Annotated in this window: 24 protein-coding genes; 14 read left to right on the plus strand and 10 right to left on the minus strand. The window is 68.5% G+C overall.

The features are described 5' to 3' along the window. Nucleotides 1-57: 57 nt before the first annotated feature. Both VM780_RS03275 and VM780_RS03280 read right to left on the minus strand, forming a co-directional pair. A complete protein-coding gene (locus tag VM780_RS03275; protein ID WP_325445090.1) occupies nucleotides 58-369 on the minus strand; it encodes a DUF3072 domain-containing protein in 312 nt (103 codons plus the stop codon). A gap of 101 nt (nucleotides 370-470) precedes the next feature. Then, on the minus strand, nucleotides 471-1,016 hold the full coding sequence (locus VM780_RS03280) for a BA14K family protein (RefSeq protein WP_325445092.1): 546 nt from the start codon (nucleotides 1,014-1,016) through the stop codon (nucleotides 471-473). Nucleotides 1,017-1,214: 198 nt separating this feature from the next. Here VM780_RS03280 and VM780_RS03285 point away from each other — a divergent pair, with 198 nt between their 5' ends. Beyond that, nucleotides 1,215-2,282: a DUF1176 domain-containing protein gene (locus tag VM780_RS03285; RefSeq protein WP_325445094.1), complete on the plus strand. Its 1,068-nt coding sequence runs from the start codon at nucleotides 1,215-1,217 to the stop codon at nucleotides 2,280-2,282. Between the two features lie 3 nt (nucleotides 2,283-2,285). Here VM780_RS03285 and VM780_RS03290 read toward each other — a convergent pair whose 3' ends face one another. Then, a complete protein-coding gene (locus VM780_RS03290; RefSeq protein WP_325445096.1) occupies nucleotides 2,286-3,515 on the minus strand; it encodes an ornithine decarboxylase in 1,230 nt (409 codons plus the stop codon). 136 nt (nucleotides 3,516-3,651) lie between these two features. Here VM780_RS03290 and VM780_RS03295 point away from each other — a divergent pair, with 136 nt between their 5' ends. From VM780_RS03295 to VM780_RS03320, 6 genes are all read left to right on the plus strand, one after another. Beyond that, nucleotides 3,652-4,125 carry a hypothetical protein gene (locus tag VM780_RS03295; protein ID WP_325445098.1) on the plus strand — a complete coding sequence of 158 codons (474 nt, stop codon included), beginning with the start codon at nucleotides 3,652-3,654 and terminating at the stop codon, nucleotides 4,123-4,125. Further along, a complete protein-coding gene (locus tag VM780_RS03300) occupies nucleotides 4,122-4,778 on the plus strand; it encodes a ribonuclease T2 (RefSeq protein WP_325445100.1) in 657 nt (218 codons plus the stop codon). Before VM780_RS03295 ends, VM780_RS03300 begins: the two co-directional genes overlap by 4 nt. Further along, entirely contained in the window at nucleotides 4,775-5,164 is a 390-nt protein-coding gene (locus VM780_RS03305) for a cupin domain-containing protein (protein WP_325445102.1), read from the plus strand. Before VM780_RS03300 ends, VM780_RS03305 begins: the two co-directional genes overlap by 4 nt. Before the next feature lie 16 nt (nucleotides 5,165-5,180). Continuing rightward, nucleotides 5,181-6,032 carry a 23S rRNA (adenine(2030)-N(6))-methyltransferase RlmJ gene (locus VM780_RS03310; RefSeq protein WP_325445104.1) on the plus strand — a complete coding sequence of 284 codons (852 nt, stop codon included), beginning with the start codon at nucleotides 5,181-5,183 and terminating at the stop codon, nucleotides 6,030-6,032. Nucleotides 6,033-6,233: 201 nt separating this feature from the next. After that, nucleotides 6,234-6,446: a cold-shock protein gene (locus tag VM780_RS03315; protein ID WP_325445106.1), complete on the plus strand. Its 213-nt coding sequence runs from the start codon at nucleotides 6,234-6,236 to the stop codon at nucleotides 6,444-6,446. Nucleotides 6,447-6,644: 198 nt separating this feature from the next. Next, nucleotides 6,645-7,247, plus strand: a complete 603-nt coding sequence (locus VM780_RS03320; protein ID WP_325445108.1) for a glutathione S-transferase family protein — start codon at nucleotides 6,645-6,647, stop codon at nucleotides 7,245-7,247. A 14-nt stretch (nucleotides 7,248-7,261) separates the two neighbouring features. Here the strand turns inward: VM780_RS03320 and lysM are convergent, their stop codons facing one another. The 6 genes from lysM to VM780_RS03350 form a co-directional block, all read right to left on the minus strand. After that, nucleotides 7,262-7,702, minus strand: coding sequence for a peptidoglycan-binding protein LysM (gene lysM, locus VM780_RS03325; RefSeq protein WP_325445110.1), 441 nt, complete (start codon nucleotides 7,700-7,702; stop codon nucleotides 7,262-7,264). Nucleotides 7,703-7,768: 66 nt separating this feature from the next. Continuing rightward, on the minus strand, nucleotides 7,769-8,332 hold the full coding sequence (locus VM780_RS03330; RefSeq protein WP_325445112.1) for an outer membrane protein: 564 nt from the start codon (nucleotides 8,330-8,332) through the stop codon (nucleotides 7,769-7,771). A gap of 170 nt (nucleotides 8,333-8,502) precedes the next feature. Next, nucleotides 8,503-9,186 carry an outer membrane protein gene (locus VM780_RS03335; RefSeq protein ID WP_325445114.1) on the minus strand — a complete coding sequence of 228 codons (684 nt, stop codon included), beginning with the start codon at nucleotides 9,184-9,186 and terminating at the stop codon, nucleotides 8,503-8,505. A gap of 210 nt (nucleotides 9,187-9,396) precedes the next feature. Further along, a complete protein-coding gene (locus VM780_RS03340; protein WP_325445116.1) occupies nucleotides 9,397-10,053 on the minus strand; it encodes an outer membrane protein in 657 nt (218 codons plus the stop codon). A gap of 225 nt (nucleotides 10,054-10,278) precedes the next feature. Further along, complete coding sequence (locus VM780_RS03345; protein ID WP_325445118.1) at nucleotides 10,279-10,956, minus strand: outer membrane protein; 678 nt, start codon at nucleotides 10,954-10,956, stop codon at nucleotides 10,279-10,281. A 213-nt stretch (nucleotides 10,957-11,169) separates the two neighbouring features. Further along, nucleotides 11,170-12,027, minus strand: coding sequence for an NAD(P)H-binding protein (locus VM780_RS03350; protein ID WP_325445120.1), 858 nt, complete (start codon nucleotides 12,025-12,027; stop codon nucleotides 11,170-11,172). 119 nt (nucleotides 12,028-12,146) lie between these two features. On the opposite strand from VM780_RS03350, the gene VM780_RS03355 reads away from it, so the two are divergent. From VM780_RS03355 to VM780_RS03380, 6 genes are all read left to right on the plus strand, one after another. Further along, nucleotides 12,147-13,136, plus strand: coding sequence for a LysR family transcriptional regulator (locus tag VM780_RS03355; RefSeq protein ID WP_325445122.1), 990 nt, complete (start codon nucleotides 12,147-12,149; stop codon nucleotides 13,134-13,136). Between the two features lie 72 nt (nucleotides 13,137-13,208). Beyond that, nucleotides 13,209-15,221, plus strand: coding sequence for an excinuclease ABC subunit UvrC (uvrC, locus tag VM780_RS03360; RefSeq protein ID WP_325445124.1), 2,013 nt, complete (start codon nucleotides 13,209-13,211; stop codon nucleotides 15,219-15,221). A gap of 131 nt (nucleotides 15,222-15,352) precedes the next feature. Further along, nucleotides 15,353-15,961, plus strand: a complete 609-nt coding sequence (gene pgsA / locus VM780_RS03365) for a CDP-diacylglycerol--glycerol-3-phosphate 3-phosphatidyltransferase (protein ID WP_325445126.1) — start codon at nucleotides 15,353-15,355, stop codon at nucleotides 15,959-15,961. Further along, nucleotides 15,958-16,209 carry a molybdopterin converting factor subunit 1 gene (moaD, locus tag VM780_RS03370; protein ID WP_325445128.1) on the plus strand — a complete coding sequence of 84 codons (252 nt, stop codon included), beginning with the start codon at nucleotides 15,958-15,960 and terminating at the stop codon, nucleotides 16,207-16,209. The genes pgsA and moaD overlap by 4 nt, the downstream gene beginning before the upstream one ends. Nucleotides 16,210-16,216: 7 nt before the next feature. Beyond that, the gene (locus VM780_RS03375; protein WP_325445130.1) at nucleotides 16,217-16,672 is read left to right on the plus strand and encodes a molybdenum cofactor biosynthesis protein MoaE; all 456 of its coding nucleotides are present in this window, start codon (nucleotides 16,217-16,219) and stop codon (nucleotides 16,670-16,672) included. Between the two features lie 102 nt (nucleotides 16,673-16,774). Then, nucleotides 16,775-17,425, plus strand: coding sequence for a hypothetical protein (locus VM780_RS03380; protein ID WP_325445132.1), 651 nt, complete (start codon nucleotides 16,775-16,777; stop codon nucleotides 17,423-17,425). Between the two features lie 25 nt (nucleotides 17,426-17,450). On the opposite strand, the gene VM780_RS03385 is transcribed toward VM780_RS03380, so the two are convergent. Continuing rightward, the gene (locus VM780_RS03385) at nucleotides 17,451-18,353 is read right to left on the minus strand and encodes a branched-chain amino acid aminotransferase (RefSeq protein WP_325445134.1); all 903 of its coding nucleotides are present in this window, start codon (nucleotides 18,351-18,353) and stop codon (nucleotides 17,451-17,453) included. 246 nt (nucleotides 18,354-18,599) lie between these two features. Here VM780_RS03385 and VM780_RS03390 point away from each other — a divergent pair, with 246 nt between their 5' ends. Further along, entirely contained in the window at nucleotides 18,600-19,133 is a 534-nt protein-coding gene (locus VM780_RS03390) for a MarR family winged helix-turn-helix transcriptional regulator (protein ID WP_325445136.1), read from the plus strand. Nucleotides 19,134-19,135: the final 2 nt, after the last annotated feature.

The following is a 19,135-nucleotide window of genomic DNA, read 5'->3' on the forward strand; positions in this document are numbered from 1 at the left end:
CTTGGGCCTCGGCTTGGCTCAGGGGGGCCCAAGAACACGTCAGCCTACCGCCGAAGCTCAGCGCTGCTCGTTCCGGGCCGTTTTCAGTTCGTCGATCAGCATCGAAGCCTCGGCCTTGGTCAGGTCAGGCTTGAAGGCGGCGGACCCGGTCTCTTCCGAGAGGGTCTTCAGATAGGAGGCCTGCGCGCCGGTCATCGGCTCGTCGCCGGACACCCAGTCGGCCGGGTCCTTCTCCGTGTTGCTGGCCGGATCAGGCGCCGTTTTGGGATTGACGTCGACAGACTCGGCGCCCGCGCCCGGCTTGGGAGCATCGGGATCGGCGGCGCGGCGCGCGTCGGTCCGACTTTGCGGGGTGCTGTGATCGGTCATCCTCGCCTCCGTTCTAGTTTCGTTCGCACACTGAACGCCTGTCCGCCCGGCGAGGTTCCGGCGAAAAGGCGGGCCCGCCTCTGTGAGGCGGGCCCTGACGCTTACGGGCAGCGGTAGAGGCGACCGCCCCGTCCGATGAATGTCTCGGTGCGCCAGTTGTAGCTGCGGTAGCGGCTCGCGCACCAGGATTTGGTGCGATAGCGGGGCCGCGCGGAGCTCGCGATGGCCGCTCCTAGAGCCAGCCCGGCGATTCCCGCGCCCCAGTAACCGGAATGCCGGTGACGGTAGCGATGGCCATAATAGTAGCGGCGGCCGCCATAATACCGATGGCCGCGATAGCGCCGATAGCCATAGTTGGTCCCGCCGTTCCAGCCGCGGTTCCAGTGCCCGCGATGGCCGCCACGATGTCCGCCGCCATGCCAGCCGCGGTGGCCGCCGCCGCCCCAGCCACGGTGGCCGCCGCGATGTCCATGACGATCGCGAACCTCTTGGATGTCTCCGGCGTTAAGCCGCGCCATTGCGTCGGCCCGCACCTGGTCGAGCGACGGAGCAGGCGCCGCATCCCTGCTTGGCGCGCGGGGCGCGGCCTCTGCAAAGCTCGCGAACCCAAAGGTGGCGGCGAACGCTAAGGTAAGAGCCTTCTTCATTTGTTCTTCTCCTCTGATGCGCGGCGCGTGGCCGCGCCCACAGTCCTCCCGTAGCTGAACTGCGTCCGGAGCCTTCGGGTTGCGACTTTTCTTGGGCAGGCGCAGCCGGCTCTATAACGTCTTCGTGAAGGAGACGGGCCTTCCCCGACCGGCGGCGATCGAAGACTCCCGCGTCTCCTGCAGCCGAAAGACATGATCATGCGACTGCTCCTTCTCCTGCTCTCGGTTCTTCTGGCCGGACCTGCTTTGGGTTCCGAGCAGAGGTTCGGGGCGTGGACCGCCGCATGCTCGGACGCCAAGAGCGGACCGAATTGCCACGCCGCCACCGAGGCGCCGGCCTCGGGCGCGCAGAGCGCGCGGCTGACCGTGTCGCGCGAGCCGGCGAAGGACGCGCAGCCGCGCCTTACGCTGACGCTCGTCGGCCCCCTGAGCGCGCCGCCGCGGCCGAGGCTGGCGGTCGCCATCGACGGCGGACCGCCGGTGAGGCTCGCCTCGGGTTCGGATCTCTCTGCGGCGCCGGGGGAAGAACCCGGCGCGACGGATTTGCGCCTGTCCGAAGGCGCGACGCGGCGGCTGCTGCCCTTCCTGCGGCGCGGCAAGGCGCTCAGCGCTACGGTGTCCGGCGAAGGCGGCGATCCGGTCTCGGCCGAGCTGTCGCTCGCTGGCTTCGGACCCGCCGCCGCCGAGATGGACAACCGGCAGGGTCGCGCCGAGCGGCCCGACGCGCTTTCGGCGCTGATCGGCGGCGCGAGCCCGGCGGCGCTGTCGGGCCGCCTGAGAGACGTCCCCCGCGACGCCGCGCCTGCGCCGCTCAAGCAGGCCATGGCGGAGCGGGACTGCCCGGTCTGGGACACCGCCGAGGGCGACCCGTCCTTCCTGGCCGAAGAGTCGTTCGCGGCCGATCTTGGCGGCGGACGAACGCTATGGTCCATCGTCTGCACGTCGGGCGCCTACAACGTTGAATCGGCGCTGTTCATCGAGGACCCGTCTCGCGCCGCCAACCGGTTCGAGCCGCTGCTGTTCGCCTCCTTCGTGGAGTCGATCGGCTGGACCGGCGTCGACACCCTCTCGAACGTCGCCTACGACCCGGACAAGAAGCAGCTCACGGCGTTCGACAAGGGGCGCGCCGCTGGCGACTGCGGCACGGTCGGGACCTGGGAGTGGGTCGGCGCCGCCTTCCGGATGATCGAATACCGCGCCAAGGAGGAGTGCGACGGCGCCGGTAAGCCGGAGAATTTCCCCATCGTGTTCCGGGGCGAGCGCTGAGCCTCACGCCATCGCGGCGCGCGGCTCGACATTGGCGACGCCTTCCAGGCCTTCGGACGTCTCGAACGGCGCAGCGACCTCGACGAAGTCGTTCGGATAGAAGCCGTTGAAGTGGGTCCTGAGGGCGAGGCTGTAGGCCCCGATGTGGCCGATCTCGATCCAGTCTCCGGTCCCGACCGTGTCCGGCAGCCAGAACGGCCTAGACAGGATGTCCACCGAATCGCAGGTCGCGCCGCACACGCGGAACGGCGCGAGCCGCGCCGCTGACGCGCGCTTCGGCCGCGCACGGGCCGGATCGGGGATGAGTTGCGCCGGCAGCATGATCTTGCCGGTCCAGGAATCCGACAGCGAGCTCCAGATCCCGTCATTGATGTAGAGCCGCTGACCCTTCTTCAGCAGCACCCGCACCACCACCGAGAGGCAGCGCGCGACGATGACGCGCCCGGGCTCCGCGACCAGCGGCAGGTCGCCAAGCCCCCACTCGTCGATCTCGCGCTGGACGCGCGCAAGCAACGCGCCGACCTCCGGGGCCGCCGGCGCGGGCCGCTTCGGATCATGGCCGTAGGGCGCGGGAAAGCCTCCGCCGATGTCGAGCTCCGCCAGCTCCACGCCGGCGCGGCCCCGCACCCAGGCGGCGCTCGCCACCGCCCGGTCATAGGTTGCAAGATCCTCGACCTGACTGCCGACATGGAATGTCAGCCCGGCGCGGAAGCCGATCCCGTCGATCCGCCGCAGCAGCTCGACCGCGTGGGCCGGCGCGGCGCCGAACTTTTTCGACAGCTCGTAAGCGGCGTGACCCTTGGTGGCGAGGCGGACGAACAGCGTGAGATCGCCCGGCGCAATGTCCTGGGCGCGCACGACGCGGAGGATCTTGGCGATCTCGTCCTCATGGTCGACCGCGATCGACCTGATCCCGTAGGTCTCGAGAGCGAGCCTCACGTCGGACTGCGCCTTCACGGGATGCATGTAGAGCAGCCGGGCCGTGTCGGAGGCCTTGCGCGCCGCCGCGAACTCCGCCGGGCTCGCGACGTCGAACGCCGAGACGCCAGCGCGGGCAAGAGCGTCGAGCACGAAGTCCTCGCCATTGGTCTTCACCGCATACGCGGTGAGGCCGCGAAAGCCCGAGAGGAACGCGGCGGCGTCCGCCGTCAGAACCGAAGGCCGGAAGGCGTAGAGCGGCCGGTCCGGCCTCAGCGCCAGAGCCGCGTCCCGAGCGGTCTCGAACTTTTCCATGCTGTTACGCCCTTGTTACGACCGGGCGCCGGAAGGTAGCGGTCGCGGCCGCGATCCCAAGTCCCGCCCGCCGCTCCGCTTGATTTGCGCCGCCGCCCGAACGATGGTCGACGGCGTCGGCCAGAGGGTTTCGGTGATGAGAAACGCGTTGATTGCGGCTGCGGCGGGGGCGCTGCTCTGCGTCGCGGGGAACGGCGCCGCCTCGGCGGCGGATTACAGCTCCGGCGCCAGCGCCGGGGGCAACACCGCGCACGCCTCATTGTACCGCGGCTTCACCGGCCGCCTGCCCTCCTGCGCCGATCCGCGTGTTCATCATCAGATCCGCGACGCGTTCGCCAAGCGCGAGCGCATGTACTGGCATTCGGGCTTGGCGCTGTCGGACTTCACCCGCCCCGCCGAGCTCGGCTACCGCAGCTGGGGGGCTGAGTTCATCCCGCGGCGCTTCTGTTCGGCCGAGGCCGTCACGAATGACGGCGTGCGCCGCCATGTCTTCTGGCTGGTGGCCGAAGGGCAGCAGTGGCTCTCCCTCGGAGCCGGCGTCGACTGGTGCGTGACCGGGCTTGATCGCAACTACGCCTTCGCGCCCGAATGCAAGATGGCCCGCCCGTGAGGCTTTTGGCGGCGGCCTTTGCGGCCGCTGCGGTTCTGGGCTCAGGGCCGGCGCAGGCGCAATCCGGCCGCTCCGGCGGTTTCGACTTCTACGTCCTGTCGCTCTCCTGGTCGCCGACCTATTGCGCGACGAAGGGCTCGCGCGCGGATCCCGCGCAATGCGGAACGCAGCAGCCCCGCGGCTTCGTGGTCCACGGGCTCTGGCCGCAATATGAGCGAGGTTTTCCGAGCGACTGCGCCGTCACGGGCCGGAGCCCGACGCGCGCGCAGATCGACGGCGTTCTGGACCTGATGCCGAGCCCGGGACTTGTCCGGCATGAATGGCGACGGCATGGGACCTGTACGGGGCTCGATCCGAGCTCATATTTCAGGCAGATCAGGACGGCTGCGGAGCGCGTCCGGGTGCCCGACGCCTTCGCGGCGGGCGACGCGCGGATCGAGACCTCGCCGGCCGCAGTGGAAGAGGCCTTCGTCGCCGCCAACCCCTCGCTCCGCCCCTCGATGATCGCCGTTCAGTGCCAGGGGCGTCTGCTCAATGAAGTGCGCATCTGCATGACCAAGGATCTCCGATTCAGGCCCTGCGCGGAGGTCGACCGGCGCGCCTGCCGGTCGGGCGCCGTGGTGATGCCGGCCTCTGGCGGAGACGGACGATGACCGACGCTCCCGACGCCGCCATGCGGCTGCACCTGCTGGGGACCGCGGCCGAGCCGCCGGAGGAGAGCGCGCCGCCGCCCGACCGCGTGATCGAGGGCGCGCCGACCTTCCGAACCCATGTGCATTACGAGGCGCCCGACGGCCGGCTGTTCGCGGGCGTCTGGGAAGCCACGACCGGGGCGTGGCGGGTCGCCTATGACGAATGGGAATGGTGCCGCCTGCGCTCCGGGCGGTGCGTGGTCACGCCCGACGGCGGCGAGCCCAAGGCGCTTGGTCCGGGCGACGCCATGGTGCTGGAGCCCGGCTTCACCGGCGTCTGGTCGGTGATCGAGCCCTGCGCCAAAGACTTCGTCGTCATGCTGCCGCCAGCGGCTGAAGACGCGTGAGACGCGCCGCGTTCCCGTGAACTACCGTCACGCGTTCCACGCCGGAAACTTCGCGGACGTGCTGAAGCACGTCGTTCTTGCGCTGATTGTGCGCCACCTGAACGGCAAGCCCGCCCCCTGGAGCTATCTCGACACCCATGCCGGCTGCGGGATCTACGACCTCGCCGGGGAGCAGGCGGAGCGCACCGGCGAGTGGCGCAACGGCGTCGGCCGCCTCGACGGCCGCAATCTCGGCAAAGCCGCCGAGGCGATCCTCGCGCCATGGCGCGAGGTCCTCGCGCGCGTCGCCGCGGATCATCCGGGCGCGCGGCTCTATCCGGGATCGCCCGAGATCGTCCGCCGCATGGCGCGCCGCGACGACCGCCTTCGGCTCTGCGAGATGCACCCGAAGGACTCCGCCGCGCTGTCCGACGCCATGGGCCGCGACCGCCGCGTGAAGGTCGTCGAGATCGACGGCTGGACGGCGCTCGGCGCCTGGCTGCCGCCGCGCGAGCGCCGTGGCCTCGTGCTCATCGATCCGCCCTTCGAGGAGCCCGGCGAGCTCGGCCGCATGGCGGAGGCGTTTTCGCGCGCCTACCGGGTCTGGCCGACAGGCGTCTACGCCCTGTGGCGACCGATCAAGGACCCGGCGGAAACGCGGCCGTTCCTCGAGGCCCTGCGCGCGAGCGGCGCGACCAAGCTGCTGCGCATAGACCTTCTGGTGCGCGAGCCCTCCGATCCGAAGATTCTTTCAGGCTCGGGCCTCGTCGTCGCCAACCCGCCATGGACGCTCGAGAGCGATCTTCGTTCCGGACTGCCGGAGGTGGCGCGGGCGCTGTCGCAGGGCCCGGGCGCACAGGTGGTAGTAGAGAGCATCGGCGCCGCTTAGGAATGCAGCGCCTTGGCGCGGAACACGCCACTTTTTCGCCTTGCCATCTGAATGAACATGCCGCTACCAAATAGAAGCTCTAGCGGCTCGCAGCCGGCGAATACCTTGCCAGCATTCGCATCGCGTCGTCTCGATCTGCCGGAGCTTCCCGCGCCGCCCAGCGGATGACGGGGGACCGGGGGACTTGCAGGGGGGCGCTCCATGGCGCAGAGCGGGACAGTAAAATTCTTCAATACTGAGAAGGGGTACGGCTTCATCAAGCCGGACGACGGCGGGCCGGACATCTTCGTGCATGTCTCCGCGGTCACGCGCTCGGGCCTGACCACCCTGTCCGAAGGGCAGCATGTGAGCTTCGAGGTGGAGCCGGACCGCAAGGGCAAGGGCCCCAAGGCCGTCGACATCTCCGTCGGCTGACGCGACGCCGCGGTCCCCGGCTCGGCGGCCGGCGGATCGGCGGCCGGGCGGCGATCTCCGGACGCAGGAACGTCCGCCTCGGCGACAGCCGGGGCCGTACGCGCTCGTGCAGGAGGCGGTTTTCCGGACGCTGCGGATCGCCTAGAAGCGAGGCTCCGCGGTGGTGCGCCTCGCGCCGCCCATAGCCGGAAATGACCAATGCTGACCCTGCGCTCCGCGACGCCCTCGCCTTATGGCCGCAAGGTGAAGATCGCCGCGGCGATCCTCGGCCTGTCCGACAGGATCGAGGTCGTGCAGACCGACACGGTGGCGGAAAGCGATCCGATCCGCCGCCTCAACCCGCTCGGCAAGATCCCGACGCTCGAGCTCGAGGACGGCAGCACGCTGTTCGACAGCCGCGTGATCCTCGAATATCTCGATCACTTGGCGGGCGGCGGAAAAATCATCCCGACAGAGCCAGCGGCGCGGTTCCGCGCGCTGCGGACGCAGGCGCTGGCGGACGGCATTCTGGACGCCGCGCTGCTGCAGATCTACGAGGTCAGGTTCCGCGACGAGGCCGAGCGTTCGACGCGCTGGACGACGCGGCAGGCGGAAAAGGTCTCGCGCGCCCTGGCGGCGCTGGAGGCCGACCTTCCGGACCCCGGTCACGATGTCGGAACGATCGCGGTCGCCTGCGCGCTCGGTTATCTGGACTTCCGGTTCGGCGAGGGTTGGCGCGAGCAGCATCCGCGTCTCGCCGCATGGCTCGCCGCCTTCGAGGCGGCGACGCCGGCCTTCGGCAAGACGCGCCCGACGGGCTAGGCGCGCCCGCAGCGTCAGGCGGGGATGCGGAGCACCTGCCCCGGATAGATCTTGTCCGGGTCCTTCAGCATCGGCTTGTTAGCCTCGAAGATGTCCTTGTAGCGTCCCGAGTGGCCCTTGCCGTACTCGGCCTCGGCGATCTTCGAGAGGTTGTCGCCCTTTTTGACGGTGTAGAAGCGCGATTCAGGCTCGGGCTTCTCGACCTGAAGCGCCTCCTCGACCTTTGCTGTCCCGAGCGTGTTGCCGGCGGCGAGGATGATCTTTTCGCGGACCTCGTTGGACGGGGCCGTGCCGCTGATCTTTACGGTGTCGCCCGAGACGTCGACCTTGAGGTCCTTGGCGTCGAGACCGTGCTTCTCGATCTCCGCCTTGATCTTGTCGGCGCTGGCGGCCTGAGCCTCGCTTGCGCCAAACAGCTTCTCGCCCACGTCCTTGATAAAATCGAACACGCCCATGCGCGGCCTCTCCTTTTTGTGGTCGCCCGGCGTAGATACCGTCCGGCCTCGGCAAGAGAAGGCGTCTCAGAACCGATAGTTGAGCCCGGCCCTCAGCTGACCGCCTGCGGGCGAGAGGCTGATCTCGTCATTGGCTTCGAGGCTGCGGCGGTCGAGGTCGACATAGAGATATTCGAGACGAGCGGTGACGCCGCCGAACAGCTGGGCCTCCAGCCCTCCGCCGAGGCTCCAGCCTGCGGCCGACCGCGCCTGTCCGCTTCGCGCGAATTCGGCGGACGCCGACGCCACGCCGGCCGCTCCATAGGCGACAAAGCGCCCGAACGCATAGCCGATCCGGGCTTCGATCGCCGGGAAGGCGGGGCCGTCACGCGGGCTGTCGACGAAGCGCGCATCCGCGCCGCCGCCCAGCGTTCCGCCGTCGATTGCCACCACGATCCGGTCGAACGCGGTGCGGGGGCCCGAGATGTCGGGCGTTGAGCCGCCCAGCAGGGAGCCGAGCGACCTCAGGCTGAGCCAGGGGCTTTCGACCGGATGATCGGCCGCCGGCGAGCCGGTCCGCTCCCAGGCGCGGAGCGGCGCCGGCGTCGAGACCAGAAGGGCCGCAAGCGCTGAGCGGATCAGCAGCGACATGAACGGTCCAGTGACGCGGTGCGCCCGGGCTGCGCTTTGGGCGCTGGGTTAACGGAACGTAGCCATCCAGAGTAGAAGCGGCAGGATTGAACAAAGCCCTAACGCGCCGGACATGAAAAAAGCCCCGCGGCGCTAACCGCGGGGCTTTGCGTTCCGGCAGAGCCGTCAGCTCACCAGGAGCTGAACTTGTAGGCGACGCCCGCGGTGAGGCGGTTTTCGGTGAGGTCGGACTTCACCTTGCCGCCCGGGACCTTGAAGCTGTCGGTGCCGTAGTCGTTGTAGCGGTAGTCGACGCGCGCGGTGACGTTGTCGGCGACCTTCGCCTCGACGCCGCCGCCGACCGTGTAGCCGATCGCGGTCTTGTCGTCGCTCGAGCTCGCGGCGCCGACTCGCGCCTTCACCTTGTGCTCGCCGTAAGCCACGCCGCCGGCGCCGTAGACCATGACGTTGTCCATCGCGTAGCCGATGCGGGCCCGCGTCGCGCCCGACCAGTTCAGGTCGTTACGGATACGGCCGCCGGCGTTGGCCTTGGAATCATGGGCGGTGTTGTAGTTGAGGTCGGTCTCGACGCCGACCACGACGGGCGAGCCGTCGAACTGATGGTCGTAGCCGGCGTAGCCGCCGACGATGGCGCCGTCCGGCTTGGTGTTCGGCGCGCCCTGCTTGTTGGTGGCGTGGCCCCAGCCGTAGCCGGCCTGCGCGCCGATATAGGCGCCGCTCCAGTTCGAAGCGGGGGCCGGGGCGGCGTAGGCGGGAGCGGGCTCATAGGCCGGAAGATCGGCGGCCATCGCGGCGGGGGCCGCGGCGACGACGGCGGCCGCGGAGGCCGCCATGATGAAGATGTTACGCAACATTTGAACCTCGATACTCAACAGCCGGAACGGGGGAGTCCGGAACGCATAACGGTGGCTGGGGGACGCCGGGGATCACGCCCCCGAACGTTGGCCTGACGGTACCTGTCCATTCCTTAGCGATTGGTGAAGGTTAGTCGAAAATAAAGAAAACCCCGCGACTTTCATCGCGGGGTTTCCGGAGCACAGCGCCTCTAAAGGCGCAATGTCAGATCAGAACGGCGAGTCGAACTTGTAGGCGACGCCGACCATCACGCGATGCTCGTCGTAGCTCGACTTCGGACGGCTGTTGGCCAGCTTGAAGGTGTCCTTGCCGTAGTCGGTGTAGCGATACTCGGCGCGGACCGAGACATTGTCAGACGCGGCGTACTCGATGCCGCCGCCGACCGTCCAGCCGACCGCGGTCTTGCTGTCCTTGTCGCCCGGGCTGCGCTTGAACTCGCGATCCGCGTAAGCCAGACCGCCCGCCCCGTAGACCAGGAAGCGGTCGAAGGCGTAGCCGATGCGGGCGCGGGTGGCGCCGTTCCAGTCGGTCGACACCTTGGTGCGGCCGCCGCGCGCGTTACGCTTGTCGTCGATGCTCGCGTAGTTGATGTCGGTTTCGATGCCGATCACGACCGGCGAGCCGTCGAACTGGTAGTTGTAGCCGAGATAGCCGCCGACCATCCAACCATCCGGGCTGGCCTTGGCGGCGTTGCCCCAGCCATAGCCGGCGTGAACGCCGAGATACGGGCCGGTCCAGGAGAAGGCGGCGGGAGCGATGACCGCAGGAGCGGGCTCATACGCAGGGAGATCCGCCGCCATGGCAGCCGGAACAGTGAGAGCGAGAACCGCGGCGGACGCAGCGCCGAGGACGATTTGGCGGATCATGTGAATCCCTCCGATTGAGAAACTTGAGTTACTTGTAGTGCATGACCCGGAACATTGGTAGCGCCGGGCTAACAGACGGGAAGAGCAGTGACGCTTCTGCAACACCCCTTTTCGCCTGCACATTCCTACGTCGGCTAGGAACTTCTCTCCAATTGCGACTAGTTTCCGGACAAACAGCGTCCAAAAGATGGCCGAAACTTACAGGCTGGCTTGATCAAGCGATTGTCACCAACCCGTTGAGAATTTGTAACCAAGCCCGAGAAGAACTCGATTGTCAGTAACATCAGACTTCATCCGAGTCCCGGCGACGCTAAAGGAATCGGTGCCGAAGTCCGAATAGCGATATTCCACCCGCGCCGTGACATTGTCGCTCAGCGCAGCCTCTACGCCGCCGCCGATCGTCCAGCCGACGGCGATCGTATCGTCCGAGCCGATGGCCGCGCCCCGCGCCTTGACCTCGCGGTCGGCGTAAGCAAGTCCGCCGGCACCATAGACCAGAAAGCGCTCGAAGGCATAGCCGACACGACCGCGCACCGCTCCATTGACCCCAAGATCGGTCCGCAGCCGCGTCCCGCCGCCACGTCCCGTATCCTTGGAGTCTGAGAAGTTGAGATCGGTCTCGACGCCGAGCACCAGGGGCGAGTTGTCGAGCTGATAATTGTAGCCAACGTAGCCGCCGACGGTGACGCCGCTCGGGCTCGAGTTGGCGGAGAAGCCGTTCACCTTGGAATCGGCCTTGAACCAGTCGTAGCCCGCCTGGACGCCGGCATAGGGGCCAGTCCAGGAAAACGACGGAACGGAAGCAGCCAGCGCAGGCGCGGGCGTCCCGAGGTCGGCCGCGACGGCCGCTCCTCCGGTCAGCAGCGCGAGTGTCGCGCCGACCAGCCCCGCAATGCGCTTCATCCTAAACTCCCCGACGCTCCGACGAGCGACCAGCCGCGGGCTGAGCCCTGACCTGCCCCGCAAACGCGCGCCACATCAACTTAGTTCCATGAGGTGACGGAGCGCCTGCGATTCAAGACCCGCGACGGATAGGCGGCGTCCCGCGCGCTAATGTGGCGTCGGACCGACCAAACTATGGCGTCGCCCCTCTGTGGCCGCGGCGCAACATTCCGGTCATCTCGCCACGAATTCCCTCACGACCTCCGCGGCCGTCAGCTCGCCTCGCAGCACGCTCTCGGGCGCTGAGAATTTGATCCATCCTTCGTTGAAGCCATCGAGCATTCTCATGCGGGGCGTCGCGTTACGCATGCCTTGCCGCCGGAACAGCTCCGGCCAGGCCTGCCGCGGGACCGCCTCCGCCCGGACCGGGCGCGAGAGCGCGTCAGAGAAGGCCGACGCCAAATCATTCGGCGAGACGCGGGACGGTCCTTCGAGTTCAACCACGCGCAGATCCGTCGAGTCCTCCTGGATCAGGCGAGCCGCCACGCGCCCGACGTCCCGAGCCGCCACCATCGGCATTCCTCGGTCGAGGGGCTGCAGGAATGACCGGATCACGCCTCTCTCCCGCGCGTCGGCCGCATCCCACTCCGCGTTGTCGATGAACCAGGCGGGGCGAAGGATCGTGACGGGCATCGGCAGCTGACGCATCGCCGCCTCTGCGATCGTGTGCTGCGATAGGAGATTGTCCTTCCCCGCGTCGGCGCCGACGGTCGAGAGGCTGAGCGTCCTCCGGGGCTTCGCTGTTCGAAGCGCTTCCGTGACCGCCGCCATCACGGCCGTTATTTCGGGATAGCCTGGCTCAGGATCGAACACTGGCGGCGGCAGGATGAAAGCCGCCGTCGCGCCGCTGAAGGCGACCTTCAGGGCTTCCGCGTCCTGCAGGGACGCAATGGCCACCTCGCAGCCAAGCGCCGCCCATGCGGAAGCTTTGCGTGGATCACGAACCACCGCCCGCACGGGCTGACCCGTGGCGAGTAGCGCACGAGCAACTTCACCGCCGACCCGGCCGGTGACGCCGGTCACTGCGTACATTTGGACCTCCTGAGGTTCCGCCGGCCTGCCGGCTCCTCAGGCTCCATACGCAAATCGTCCGGTTGCGCCGAGCGCCCTTAGATCATTTCATTGGTGACGCAGAGTCACCGGGGCGACGCATGACATTCGACGGACGCATCATCTCAAATGTCTCCGTTCTGGCCGCGGTTGTGGAGACAGGCGGCTTCGCCCGAGCGGCCGACGCCCTCGGGCTTTCCAGATCAGGCGTGAGCCGGGCGGTGGCTAGACTCGAAGCCCGGGTCGGCGTCCGTCTCCTCGACCGCACGACCCGCGCGGTCGCGCTTACGGACGAGGGCCGCAGGCTCTATTCGGAGATCGCGCCTCTGCTGGAGGGCGTGGAGGAGGCCGTCTCCACCGCGTCGGGATCGTCGGTCGCGGTGCGCGGCCGGCTGCGCGCCAATGTCGATCCCTTCTTTTCGCGGCTGCTGTTTGCGCCCCACCTGACGGATTTTCTTTCTCTTTATCCGGATCTCTCGCTTGAAGTGGTCGCGCGCGACCAATTGGGAGATCTCATCGGCGAAGGTTTCGACGTGGCGGTGCGGTTCGGGTCGCCGCCGTCCTCCTCGCTCGTCGCTCAAAAACTTCTGGAGACCCGCACGATCACGGTCGCCTCGCCTGGTTATCTGGAGCGCAGCGGACGACCTGCGGCGCCGGCGGAGCTGGCGCATCACGCCTGCATCCAGGTTCGGGACTCGCTGACAGGGCAGCTTGTCGACATGTGGCGCTACCGGCGTGGCGGCGACGTCGTCGAAGTCCGCGCCGCCAGCCGCCTGACCGTCGCGGAGTTCGGCACGATGCTAAGCGCCTGCCTTGGCGGCTTTGGCGTCGCGCGGGTCAAGGCGATCGGGGTCGAGTCTCTGCTCGCGCAGGGAGCTCTGGTCGAGATCCTGCCCGACTGGCTTGGCGACAGTTTTCCGCTCTACGCCCTCTACCCCTCAGCGCGCCTTGCGCCCGCCAAGGTGCGCGCCTTCGTGGACTTCGTGCGGAGGCGGGCCTGCGGCCGGAGCGAGCCGGCGGGCGTCGCGGAGCCTGCCTTCGCAGACATCCATGCGCTCCGATCGGGAAGGATCGCCGGCAGCGGCGACTGAACCTTGCACGGGCTGGGAGCCGGACAGCCGGGCGTGCCAAAGCGCCCGCCTGCCCTTATGTGAAGACAGCGAATGCGCGATCGCGCGCCCAACCATGACGCCATGACCGAACAAGACAGGCCGCCCGCGGAAGCGGACGAGGCCGACGACATCGGCGACCTGCAGCTGTCCTCGTCGGAGGCGGGAGAGCTGGAAGCCGCGCCAGAGAGCCTGCGCCGCGGCGTCGAGGTCATTCGCGCGCAGCTTCGGCACCTGCCGAACGGTCCCGGCGTCTATCGCATGTTCGACGCCGCCGGCGAGGTTCTCTACGTCGGCAAGGCGCGCTCGCTGAAGAAGCGGGTCGCGAACTACGCCCGCGGCGTCGGCCACAACACCCGAATCGCCCGGATGATCGCCGAGACCTGCTCGATGGAGTTCGTCTCGACCGAAACCGAGACCGAGGCGCTGCTGCTCGAGGCGAACCTCATCAAGCGCCTGCGGCCGCGCTACAACGTGCTGCTGCGTGACGACAAGTCGTTCCCCTACATCCTGATCGCGACCAACCACCCGGCGCCGCAGATCGCTAAGCACCGCGGCGCCCGCGTTCGGCAGGGCGAGTATTTCGGCCCGTTCGCTTCGGCCGGCGCGGTCGGGCGCACGATCAACGCGCTGGAGCGGGCGTTCCTGCTGCGCTCCTGCTCGGACAGCTATTTTGAGGGCCGCACGCGCCCCTGCCTGCTGTTCCAGATCAAGCGCTGCTCCGCCCCTTGCACCGGCGAGATTTCCCCGGAGGCTTATGGCGAACTCGTGCAGGAGGCGCGCGACTTCCTGACGGGCAAGACCGACAAGGTGAAGCAGGAGCTCGCCCACGCCATGGAGCAGGCGTCCGAGACGCTCGACTTCGAGCGCGCGGCTGTCTACCGGGACCGGCTGGCGGCGCTCGCGGCGATCCAATCCCACCAAGGCGTCAATCCGCGCACCGTCGAGGAGGCGGACGTCTTCGCCATCCATGGCGACGGCGGGCAGACCTGCGTCGAGGCGTTCTTCTTCCGCGCCTATCAGAACTGGGGCGCGCGGGCCTATTTCCCCAAGGCGGACCGAACCCTCGAGCCGCGCGAGATTCTCGGCTCCTTCGTCGCCCAGTTCTATGACGCCGAGGAGCCTCCGCGCCTCGTCCTTCTGAGCGAGGAGATCGAGGATCGCGCGCTGCTTGCGGAGGCGCTGACCATCCGCTCCGGCCGCAGAGTCGAGGTGTCGGTACCGGCGCGCGGCGAAAAGCGCGACCTGGTCGCCCGCGCCCTTGCGAATGCGCGCGAAGCGCTCGGCCGGCGGCTTGCGGAGACGTCGACCCAGGCGAAGCTGCTCGCGGGCGTGGCCGAGGCGTTCGGACTGCCCTCCCCGCCGCAGCGGATCGAGGTCTACGACAACAGCCACATCATGGGCACGGCCGCGGTCGGCGCGATGATCGTCGCCGGGCCCGAGGGCTTCCAGAAGAACCACTACCGCAAGTTCAACATCCGTCCCGAAGACGTCACCCCGGGGGACGACACCGCCATGATGCGGCAGGTGCTGCGACGGCGTTTCGCGCGGCTGCAGAAGGAATCGCCCCGCGACGCGGACGGACGGGCGCCGCAGGATGCGCCGCCTTGGCCTGATCTCGTGCTGATCGACGGCGGTCAGGGACAGCTCACCGCCGCGCGCGAGACGCTCGCGGAGCTCGGCCTGACTGACGCGCCGCTCGTCGGCATCGCCAAGGGCGTCGACCGCGAGGCGGGACGCGAAACCTTCTTCGTCGACGGCAAGACGCCGTTCCGCCTGCCGCCGCGTGATCCGGTGCTGTATTACGTGCAGCGGCTGCGCGACGAGGCGCATCGGTTCGCGATCGGCACGCATCGCGCGCGGCGATCGAAGGAGTTCGTCGCCAATCCGCTCAATGAGGTCCCGGGCGTCGGGCCCACCCGCAAGCGGGCGCTGCTTCGCCATTTCGGGACGGCCAAGGCGGTCGCCCGCGCCGGCCTCGCCGACCTCGAAAAGGCGCCCGGCGTCAGCAAGGCGATGGCGAAGGCGATCTACGACTTTTTTCACGCGCGGGGAGAAAGCGGCTAAGCCGGGTTACGCCCGCCGCTCTGTCAATCAAACCCGCGTGTTGACGCCCGCCGCCCCGCGTGGTCGTGTCCTGCGTCACCTGCGCCTGAGTTCGCTTCGAAAACATGAGTTCCGAGAGCCATCTCGCACCGATGGGCCTCCGTCGTCCGCGCGTCAATCCATCCCGGCTGCACGCGCTGAGCCTGCCGAACATCCTGACCTACGGGCGCATCGCGGCCGTGCCGATGGTGGCGGCATGCCTGTTCGTCGGCGGACATCCGCTGCGCTGGGCGTCGCTCGCAATCTTCGCGGTGGCGGCGATCACCGACTTCTTCGACGGCTATCTGGCGCGCGCGTGGCAGCAGCAGTCGCCGCTCGGGCGCATGCTGGACTCGATCGCAGACAAGCTGCTCGTCGCGGCGTGCCTGCTGATGCTTGCCGCCGACAACACGATCTCCGGCTGGTCGCTCTGGGCCGCCGTGGTCATCCTCTGCCGGGAGGTTCTGGTCTCGGGCTTGCGCGAGTTCCTCGCCGAGCTTCAGGCCAGCGTTCCGGTCACCCAGCTCGCCAAATACAAGACGACGACGCAGCTGATCGCGATCGGCTTCCTGCTCGCCGGCCCGGCCGGCGACAAGGTGCTCCCGGGCAACACCCAGATCGGCCTCGGGCTGCTGTGGGCCTCGGCGCTCCTTACGCTCTACACCGGCTATGACTATCTCCGGGCGGGCCTTCGCTACGTCCTGGAGGAGCCGTCGGAATGAAACTGCTGTATTTCGCCTGGGTGCGAGAGCGCGTCGGGCTGGCCGAGGAAGAGGCGGAAGCGCCGGCGGGCGTCGGCACCGTCGCGGAGCTGATCGACTGGTTGCGCGGCCGCGGCCCCGAATATGAGCACGCCTTCGAGGCCGGGCCCGCGATCCGGGCCGCGATCGACAAGCGCCACGCCCGCCCCGACGCGCCGATCGCCGGCGCCCGCGAGATCGCCTTCTTCCCTCCCATGACGGGCGGCTGAGCCGGCCATGGCGGTGCGGCTGCAGACGGAGCCGTTCGACCTCGGCGCAGAGGTGGCGCGGCTGACCGAGGGGCGCTCCGACGTCGGGGCTGTCGTGACCTTCACCGGCGTTTGCCGGAACCGGGCGGATTCCGGGGCCGAGCTCGTCGCGCTGACGCTCGAACATTATCCGGGGATGGTGGAGGAGGAACTCGGGCGCATCGAGGCCGAAGCGCGCGCGCGCTGGAGCCTCGCCGACGCCCTGGTGGTGCACCGCCATGGCCGGATCCTTGCGGGCGAACCGATCGTCCTGGTCGTCACCCTCGCGCCGCACCGGGCGGCGGCCTTCGACGCCGCCGAGTTCCTGATGGACTACCTCAAGACCTCCGCTCCGTTCTGGAAGCAGGAGGAAACCGCCGACGGCCGCTCCTGGGTCGCCTCCAAGGCGGTCGACGATCTGGCCGCTGAGCGGTGGAAAAAATAATCTGAAGTCTTCTGTCCCGTCTTGGGACGTGCGGTAAATGCTGGTAGCTTAACCAAGTGTTAACGCTGCCGGCTTCTGCGGGCGGCCGCAGGACTCCGCGTGATGAGCCAAGGTTTTTCGTTTCGCGTCGGAACGGCTCTGATCGTGGGGGCCTACGCGGCGATCATGAGCGTGCTGGTTTTCGGCGTCGGGCGTGATCTTTGGCAGGCCGTCGGGCACTACGAACCGCAGGTTTCGTGGCTGATGTCGGAGACCACCGTGGCCCGCGTCGCGGCGCTCAAGATGGCCAGGCATCCCGGCGCCGCCGCCCTCTATGCGCTGACCGCCTCGCTTTCCTGGGCGCTGATCGGCGCGCTGACGGCGGGCGGCTTCGCCTGGGGCGTCGTCCATAAGGGCGCTGCGGCGCTCGGCGTCGCCAAGGCCCTAAACTATCTCACCGCGATCGCAGCGCTTTATGCTCTGGCGGGGCTGACCAGCGCGGCGCTGCACGCCCTGCGCCTGCCGATGCAGGACGACGGGCTGCAGTCGATCCCCGGTCTCTGGTTCGCCACGATGATCCCGAGCGCCGCGATCCTTGCGCGGATCGGCGCGCTGATCGCGCATGACGCGGGCGTGCTGGTCGCTGTCTGCCTGGAGGCCGAGCCCGAGCGCCTGGCGCGGCTCGTCGCCGAAGCCGAAGCCAGTCACGGCCCCGACAGCATGGAGGCGCGGCTGGCGCGCCTGATCGCCCGTCGGCGCCCGGCCGTCTCCTAGGCTGGAGACGGCCTGACGGCGAGCGTCAGGCGGCTGCGACCTGCGCCTTCGCGGCCGGCCGAACCGCCGCCGCATAATCGTCCATCAGCGCCTTGGTCACGTCGCCCACCGTGAAGCGCCATTCGGCGATCTCCGAGACCGGCGTCACCTCGGCGGCCGTGCCGCAGATGAAGCACTGCTCGAAGCCCGCAAGCTCCTCGGGCATGATGGCCCGCTCGATCACTTCGATGCCGCGCTTGCGGGCGAGATCGATCACGGTGCGGCGGGTGATGCCGTCGAGGAAGCAGTCCGGCGTCGGGGTATGCAGGGCACCGTCCTTCACGAAGAACACATTGGCGCCGGTGCATTCGGCGACCTGACCGCGCCAGTCGAGCATCAGCGCGTCGGCGTAGCCCTTCTGCTCCGCGGCGTGCTTCGACAGCGTGCAGATCATGTAGAGGCCGGTCGCCTTGGCTTTCGACGGCGCGGTCCGCGGGTCGGGACGCCGCCACTCGGCGAGATCAACCCGGATGCCCTTGAGCCGCTGCGCCGGATCGAAATAGCTCGGCCACTGCCAGACCGCGATCGCCAGATGGATCGTGTTCTGCTGGGCCGCGACGCCCATCATCTCGCTGCCGCGCCAGGCGATCGGCCGCACATAGGCGTCCTCAAAACCCTGCCGCGCCAGCGTCTCCTCGCAAGCGCGGTCGATCTGCTCGACCGTGAACGGGATCTCGAAGCCGAGCAGACGCGCGGACTCGATCAGCCGCTGGTTGTGTTCGCGCATCTTGAAGATGACGCCGCCATAGGCGCGTTCGCCCTCGAAGACGCCGCTGGCGTAATGCAGCCCATGCGTGAGCACATGCACCTTTGCGTCGGACCAGGGCACGAACGCGCCGTCGAACCAGATGACGCCGTCGCGGCTGTCGAAGGGTTGGGCGTCCGCCATGGCTCGAGCTCCTTGACAAGTCGCCGGCTCATCGCCGGCTGCGCATGAACCACGCGGAGGGCGCGCGCGGCTCAGGAAATCAGATCGTCGCAAAATCCGCCCGCGGCAAGCCCTTTTGCGTCGGCGCCGACGAGCCGGTATCCTCGGCTGCAGCGCCGCAGAAGCCGGAAGGCCGTGGCGGCGCAGCGGAGACGTACGGCTCCGGAAGCGGTCGGCACTGTGACCACGGGATCGAAATAAGTCAACATGGCTGACGTAATTTCGGCCGAGAGCGCGGCGCCGCCAGCCTCAGCGGCTCCAGAGGCGGCGGAACGCACCGCCTATGACGTCATCGAGCTGCTGTTCTTCGCCTATCGGGACTTCGTGCGCGACGCCGACGAGGCGCTCGCCGTCTATGGCTTCGGCCGCGCGCATCACCGCGTGCTGCATTTCGTCGACCGCAATCCGGGACTCAGGGTCACGGAACTGCTCGACATCCTTAAGATCACCAAGCAGAGCTTGGGACGGGTGCTGCGCGAGCTCGTCGACAAGGGGTTCATCGTACAGCGCGAGGGCGCGGCCGACCGCCGGCAGCGCCTGCTCTACGTGACCGACCGCGGGGACCGGCTGGCGCGCGAGCTCGCCCGGCTTCAGGGGCGCCGCGTCTCGCGCGCGCTCGCCGACGTCGAGCCCGCCGAACGCGACGCGGTGAAACGGTTCCTGTTCGAGATCATCGACCCGGAGGAGCGCGGTAAGGTCGCGCGTCTCTCCGGCTTCGGCCCAGGCGGCGGACGGAGGTGAGA

It is taken from the genome of Hansschlegelia sp., from assembly GCF_035538955.1.
Classification (GTDB): Bacteria; Pseudomonadota; Alphaproteobacteria; order Rhizobiales; family Methylopilaceae; genus Methylopila.